The sequence below is a fragment of the Calothrix sp. CBUCES-K 9914 genome, from assembly GCF_059640475.1.
On the sequence record NZ_JBXXZH010000357.1, the window covers coordinates 1 to 7,251 of the forward strand.

The following is a 7,251-nucleotide window of genomic DNA, read 5'->3' on the forward strand; positions in this document are numbered from 1 at the left end:
TTATCATATTTTGTCTTAGCACTAGCTTCAGCTTGGACTGAGTTATCATATTTTGTCTTGGCACTAGCTTCAGTCTTGGTTGAGTTATCATATTTTGTCTTAGCACTAGCTTCAGCTTGGACTGAGTTATCATATTTTGTCTTGGCAGTAGCTTCAGCCTTGACAGAATTATCATATTTTGTCTTGGCAGTAGCTTCAGCCTTGACAGAATTATCATATTTTGTTTTGGCATCAGTTTCAGCTTTAGTTGAGTTATCATACTTTGCCTTGGCGGTAGCTTCGGCTTGGGCTGAATTATCATACTTTACCTTGGCGGTAGCTTCGGCTTGGGCTGAATTATCATACTTTGCTTTGGCGGTAGCTTCAACTTGGACAGAATTATCATATTTTGTCTTGGCACTAGCTTCAGCTTTTGATGAATTATCATATTTTGTCTTCGCGGTAGCTTCAGCTTTGGTTGAGTTATCATACTTTGCTTTAGCATCAACTTCAGCTTTGGTTGAGTTATCATACTTTGCCTTGGCGGTAGCTTCGGCTTGGGCTGAGTTATCATACTTTGCCTTGGCAGTAGTTGCTTTAGTGTTGAAACTCTCGAAAGTACTTTTAGCTGCTTTTTCTTTTTCAAAAGCTGTGCTGCTTTCTTTCTTTGCTATGTCTGCCGCTCCAATTGTTTCTTGAATTGATTGCGCCTTTACACTCTCCATCAAACTAAATACACTAGCTACAGCGGTTAATACAACTAATCCAAAGCTTTTGTTAAACATGATTTTGAATCCTTCTTATTTTACACAAAACAATCCACTTCGCTTTATTTATGTAGCTAATTGGTATCTATAAATACTTGTAACTCAGTATTGTGCTTCAAATCTACTGTTAAGTTCCTAATTTGCAAACTCTTTATAACTTGGTCTGTTAAAGTTGATCAATTGCCTATTTAATCAAGTTATAGTGCCTAATTGCATAATGATTTACGAGAATATTCCTAGATTGATAATTGGAATTGTGTTTTATTGCTTAATTTCTTTATTAATAGTCAGTATTAACTCTTATCTATCCTCATGTTAGGTTTAGGGGTATAAATATAAGCAGGTAGTTTATAATTTAAAAATTTTACAGTAATAATCTTTTATTTATAAATTATTCAATTTCAATCATTCTAAGTACTATTACTAACAAACTAACTAAAACTCAGTATATAGCATTCCTATATGAATTGTAAAAAATCTATCTACGTAGAGACGCGATTAATCGCGTCTCTACAACGTGCGGATTTTACAAATGATTTAGGACTGCTATATATATTGAAATTAAAAAAGCGTATTTTGTTTTGTAACACATTTTTCTCTCTTGTAGAGCGCCCATCCTATGCTACAAGGTTAGAAATTGGTCAAATTTAGGAGCAAATATTTGTTCAAAATAGATGCATTGGGAATTTTATTTTTAGAACTGCTATAGTCATTTTTGCCATTCTACCCTACGGTCATACCGATTTATTTGTCATTACCACTTGCGAGTGATGAAGTTTAATTAAGCTTGATTCAAATTTATATGTAGAATTATTCATTTAAAGGGTTAAAGTAAATGCAGTTAAAGCCTATTAATCAGCAGGTTGTTGCTGTGGTCGGCGCCTCAAGTGGTATCGGACGAGTTGCAGCGCTTCAGTTTGCAAATCGTGGCGCCAAGGTAGTTGTGGCAGCTCGTAGTCAACCTGGTTTAGAATCTTTAGTAGAAGAAATTCGCTCTTTGAGTGGAGATGCAACAGCCGTAGTAGCTGACGTTTCTGACTTTGAGCAGGTGAAAAAAATTGCTCAAACTGCTGTTGATACATATGGGCGCCTTGATACTTGGGTACACAACGCTGCTATTGAACTTTATGCTGCTTTTGCGGTAACAACACCTAAAGAATTTAAGCGTATTATTGAAGTCAATTTATTAGGGCAAGCATATGGGGCAATGGCAGCGCTTCCCCATATTAAGCGTACAGGACGCGGCGCCTTAATTCACGTTTCATCGATTGAAGCGAAACGTAGTATACCTTTACAAAGTGCTTATGCAGCTTCAAAACATGGTGTTGATGGCTTTTTAGAAGCTTTGCGTGTTGAGTTGAAGCACGAAAAGCTTGATATTAGTGTTACAAACATAATGCCCGCAGGTATAAATACACCTCTGTTTAATAAAGCCCGTACTAAACTAGGTGTTAAGCCAATGCCAACACCTCCTATATATCAACCTAGCTTAGTTGCAAAAGCCATCGTTGAAGCAGCAGAACGTCCAAAACGCGATGTTGTAGTTGGGGATGTTGGTAAAGTGCTTCTTTTCTTACAACGTATTGCACCAAGTCTTGTAGACGCTTATTTGCTGCGTACTGGTTTTGACTCACAGTACACAAATGAACCAAAATCAGAAAATACACCTGATAATTTGTTTGAACCTGTAATCGGTTACGACAAAATAGAGGGTGATTTCAGTAATCAAGCGCGCTCTTGGAGCTTGTAGAATGAATGTATATCTGGGACGGGCAAGGATGCCCATCCCACAAGATTTAAGATTTATTAGGGGATTTGGTATGAAGTTATTTAAACTAGCATTATTAACCGTAATATTTGGTGGATTTAGCACAGCAACAGTAGCTAATGCACAACTAAATACTAACCCACCTACTTCCAATGGTATGGGTAACTATCTTAACTATCCGACAGGAACGCGCGTTCTTCCAAACGGCACAATTTCGGCACCGAATGGAATAACTTACCCCAGTGTCACAGTACCGCGCGGTGATGGAGCGACAACTTATTATTACCCAAACGGAACTAACGTTACTATACAGGGTAATCAAACTAACCCAACAGGAACATATCTTAGACCAGGCGCCAATGGTGGTTTAACAAATAATATATATCTCAACCCACAGTATTTTCCAAATGGCGCCAATCAACGTTAATCTATTGATTAAGGGACTTTCTTGCCCGTCTTATTTAGGCGGGAAGGATGCCCACTACTTACCGATCAATGCCTACGCAAGCGTAATTGTCGCAACATCAAACCCACTTATTCTCTCCATCTCTCCATTGCCCTTATTAATCTTGTTCAGGTATTTCGGAGATTGATACCTAAATGCAACCAAAGTGAATAATTCATTTGATGAAGTGCAAACCAATCCATCACTACCATTATTCAAAGTTGTACCTTGATATTTCAATTTTTTTGATTCCTCTTGACCGACCTGTGACAAGCTTGTTTCGCCTGACCGGACGCACAGGCGGGACGCCTATGCTACAACGCCCCAAAATTAATGACACAGACTACTAGTGGTTCGTGTCATTAATTCTGGGGTGTAGGCGCCAATATCTCATTCTCTTAACTCTTATCTTTGTGTTCTTTGTGTCTTTGTGGTTAATCCTCTTACACCCCAAAACTATTGACACAGACCACTAGCTTAATTGATTACGGAACTTGCGAATACTAATAGTCATCAGCACAACAGCAAAGCCAATTAATGCCAGAACATGCATCCACAAAACCTCTATACCAACACCTTTGAGTAAAATACCCCGAACGATGGTGATATAGTGACGAAGGGGGTTAAGTAACGATAGAGTTTGAAACAAGGGTGGCATCGCTTCAATTGGTGCAATGGCACCCGATGTTTGCACCATTGGTAAGTTAATAAAAAAGGACATGAGTACTACTTGCTGCTGTGAACCTGCGACAGTTGCTAGCATGATTCCTAAACTGATGCCTACAAATAAATACATACTTGATAAAGTAAAAAATAATGCAAAACTGCCTCGAAATGGTAGATTAAATACTAGTGTACCTAATACCAAAGCAAGTATTACATCGCCTAGTAGTAGAAATGCTAAGGGCACAATTTTTGATAGTAATATTTCCCAGTTAGCTGCTGGAGTCATTAATAATTGTTCGAGAGTACCTGTATCTTTTTCTTTGACAACTGTAACTGCTGAAACTAGCGTAGCAATTAACGTTAATACTAATCCCATGACCCCAGGTACAAAGAACCAGCTACTCGTTAAACCAGGATTATATAGAAAAACTACCTCTGGAGATACTGGTATTGTTTGATTACTTGTTAAAGTTTGATTAAATTGTCGAATGATTTGAGTCATGTAGCCATTAGCAATACCTGCAGTATTCGCATTTACCCCATCGATAAATACTTGAATTTCAGCTTGTTTTTGTGACAGTCGGCGCCCGAATTCTGGTGGTATTATAACTCCAACATCCAGTTTGCCTTCTTCGACTTGACGGCTTAGTTCTTTTTCGCTGGCTGGAACTGATTCAAGATTAAAAATGCGATTTGATGTCATCGCTTTGACTAATTCTCGACTTTCTACAATATTGGCATAGTCAATAACACCTAATCGTAAGTTGTGTACGTCTGGATTTAGTGCGTAGCCATAAAGTAATAGTTGAACAGTTGGTGGTACGATTAATAAGACTATTAGTTGTTTGTTTCGTAATATTTGATTTATTTCTTTGCGAACTAATGCAAAAAACGATGTGTTGAATAATTGTAATAAGTATTTCATAAATATATGGGTGTAGGGTGTATAGATAAAAATTAAGTCTGGTGCGTGACGCTACTATACTTGCGCTTCGTTTATGAACTGTTGAAGCGCGTCACACACCCTACGTTTTTAATTGCATTCGACTTAATACTCGACGTGAGACGTTGAAAAATATCAAGCCTAAAAATATCAACATGACAAAATCAAACCAAACTCCTCCCCATCCTGTACCTCGGACGAATGCATCGCGCGTGATGTCTATGTAGTATCGTGCGGGTACTATGTTAGGTACTAGTGATAGGGGAAAGGGAATGTTATTTAGTGGATAAATAAAACCGGAAAGTAATAGCGATGTAATAAAACCAGCTAGGGCAACACCTTGAACTGCTGCGTTTTGGTTACTACTTCGCACTCCTAGTAGTAAGCCAAAACAAACACTATCGGTGAGGTATAGAAGAGTACCTAATAACAAGGTAGTGATATCACCTGCTAAACCAACTTGAAAAATTAAGGCGCCTAATATCATAACAATTAGCGCTTCGATAATGGCTACTATTAGATATGCCAGTGCTTTCCCTGCAAGAAGTTCGGTTGCTCCGATACTAGAAGCGTAAACTTGTAAAATAGTACCTTTTTCTTTTTCGCGTACCATTGCAATAGCACTTAGTAATGATGGAAAAATCCACAAAACTACACCATATGTACCTGGTACTATATAAAGTGACTCTAATCTACCTGGGTTAAACCATAAGCGAATATGTGCTGTAATGGCGCCTATAGAGGGTATTAATTTTTCCTGCTGCATAAAAAAGTTAGTCACAGCAGTGATGCTGTTTCTAATTACGCGCGCGTTATTTACATCTGTCGCATCGATTAATACCTGTAACTTAGTATTTCTACCTGCTTGAATATCACTACTAAAATCAGGTGGAATAATTATGGCAGCTTTTGCAACACCTTTGTCTATTGCGTCGCGCGTGGGGTCGCTACCTGTCCATTGTTTAGGTATAAATTGATTAGTAGCGTACAATCGTTCAATATAACTACGGCTTAAGCTAGTACGGTCAAAATCTTGGACAATAAGAGGAATATCTTTACTTTCAAGACGAATCGCAAACCCAAAAACTAGCAGTGTTATAAATGGTAATAGAAAAGCTAATGCCAACGTTAAACGGTCACGTCTAAATTGAACTAGTTCTTTTGTGCATTGAGCAAGGATACGTTTCATATATATTATTTATTATTTTTGCGCGCGTTGTACAATTCCGATAAAAGCATCTTCGAGGGAAAATGGAATAATGCGGAGTGATTGAACGGTTAAATTAGCTGATTTTAGTAATTTTTTAATTTGTGGTATTTCTACATCAGGGTTATCGAGAACAATATGTAAGCTACTGGCAAAAATAGATACACGCCATGAGTTAAAGTGTTGTTTGAGTAAATTAGAAGCAGCTTGATTATTATTAACAGCCAACTCGATTAACTTTCCTGGTTGTCCTGCTTTAATAGAACTTGGTGTACCTTCAGCAACGGTTTCCCCTGCGACCATAAAACTCATTCTATTACACTGTTCTGCTTCTTCTAAGTAGTGGGTTGTAACTAGAATTGCAGTACCGTTACGTGCGAAGTCGTTAATAAGTTTCCAAAACTGGCGCCGTGCCAAAGGGGCGACATGTTGGGGCAAAGGTGGACCTGCTGTCCATCCCTGCTTTCCACCAAGACATGCTGCAGCTGCTGCCAGGTGGCCAGGCCTATTTGGAGGCCGCAGCATTTTTTTTGTGACAGAAGGCCACCGTAGATTCCAAGACAACAGCATGCACATGTGCTGGGGACGAGCTGATGTTGCTGTTTGTGTGCTGTGTGCTGGTTCAACGTACTTGGTACGCAAGGATGGCCAGCAGGAGAGGGGTGACGCTCTGATGCTGTCAGCAGCTGCTGTGCGGCTGGTGTTAGAGCTGCAGCTGCTGGCTGCTGGTGGCGCGCAACAGCAGCAGCAGCACTCAGAGGACCAGCAGCTGGCATTTGGCTGGCTGGGAAACTGCAATGGTTTGCTGGGATTGCAGGTACAGGGTTTCCTGCGAAGCACCAGTGGCAGCTGCCTGTCGCCTGATGTGCTGCAGCAGGCTGGGCTGCAGCTGTGGCGGCACCAGTGCAGCAGCTGCTGCTGTGCGAGTGCCAGGATACTGCCAAGAAGACGTTGTTTCCTGGCATGCGTACCTCCCACCAGCTGTATGTTCTGAGGGCTGCAGCATGTGTCACAGTGGTGGATGCTGACACAGCAAGTAAGCTTTGCTGGGGTTGGCTGTGATGCAATGCTGATGCAACTGCTTTGAGTTGTTACTTACTCACAGCTGTCAGCTGTTTCGCTGGGCCGAGGATCTCACTTGCATGCTGTTGATGGTGTGGCGTCACATGTGCATGGACTTGTTACATCTGTCAGACCACTCATGTCTGACGCCATGTCTGCTTGATGCATCTGCAGTGGGCCAGCAACGTATACGTACAGGGTTCTATGCTAAGGACCACTGCTCCCATCGCTCATGTGTATTGATGATGGCACCTACTAATTACTACCATGTTTGCTGCCTGTGCTACAATGTATGGATGCTGCTGCTGTTCTGCAGCTGTAGGGCAGGAGAGCTGCCCAGCCTAGCAGCAGCAGTGCTGCGTCAGCACTAGCTGGCACATGTAATGTTTGCAACACAGGGTACTTAGGCGTCTT

6 protein-coding genes and 1 pseudogene are annotated in these 7,251 nt (G+C 40.5%); 2 read left to right on the forward strand and 5 right to left on the reverse strand.

Features of this window, described 5'->3' with window-relative positions; genetic code table 11:
* Positions 1 to 764: hypothetical protein (locus tag AC2JBO_RS41070; RefSeq protein WP_496959383.1), on the reverse strand; the 764-nt coding region annotated here is incomplete at its 3' end.
* 817 nt (positions 765 to 1,581) lie between these two features.
* On the opposite strand from AC2JBO_RS41070, the gene AC2JBO_RS41075 reads away from it, so the two are divergent.
* Together AC2JBO_RS41075 and AC2JBO_RS41080 are read left to right on the forward strand one after the other, a co-directional pair.
* Positions 1,582 to 2,496, forward strand: a complete 915-nt coding sequence (locus AC2JBO_RS41075; RefSeq protein ID WP_496959384.1) for an SDR family oxidoreductase — start codon at positions 1,582 to 1,584, stop codon at positions 2,494 to 2,496.
* A 1-nt stretch (position 2,497) separates the two neighbouring features.
* Positions 2,498 to 2,941, forward strand: coding sequence for a hypothetical protein (locus AC2JBO_RS41080; protein WP_496959385.1), 444 nt, complete (start codon positions 2,498 to 2,500; stop codon positions 2,939 to 2,941).
* Between the two features lie 72 nt (positions 2,942 to 3,013).
* Here the strand turns inward: AC2JBO_RS41080 and AC2JBO_RS41085 are convergent, their stop codons facing one another.
* The 4 genes and pseudogenes from AC2JBO_RS41085 to AC2JBO_RS41100 all read right to left on the reverse strand — a co-directional run.
* Complete coding sequence (locus AC2JBO_RS41085) at positions 3,014 to 3,232, reverse strand: hypothetical protein (protein ID WP_496959386.1); 219 nt, start codon at positions 3,230 to 3,232, stop codon at positions 3,014 to 3,016.
* 199 nt (positions 3,233 to 3,431) lie between these two features.
* Positions 3,432 to 4,550 (reverse strand): ABC transporter permease, encoded by a 1,119-nt coding sequence (locus AC2JBO_RS41090; protein WP_496959387.1) that lies wholly within the window; start codon positions 4,548 to 4,550, stop codon positions 3,432 to 3,434.
* 100 nt (positions 4,551 to 4,650) lie between these two features.
* Positions 4,651 to 5,757 (reverse strand): ABC transporter permease, encoded by a 1,107-nt coding sequence (locus AC2JBO_RS41095; protein WP_496959388.1) that lies wholly within the window; start codon positions 5,755 to 5,757, stop codon positions 4,651 to 4,653.
* A 12-nt stretch (positions 5,758 to 5,769) separates the two neighbouring features.
* Positions 5,770 to 6,201 (reverse strand): annotated as a pseudogene (locus AC2JBO_RS41100) (ABC transporter ATP-binding protein); the annotation flags it as partial.
* Positions 6,202 to 7,251: the final 1,050 nt, after the last annotated feature.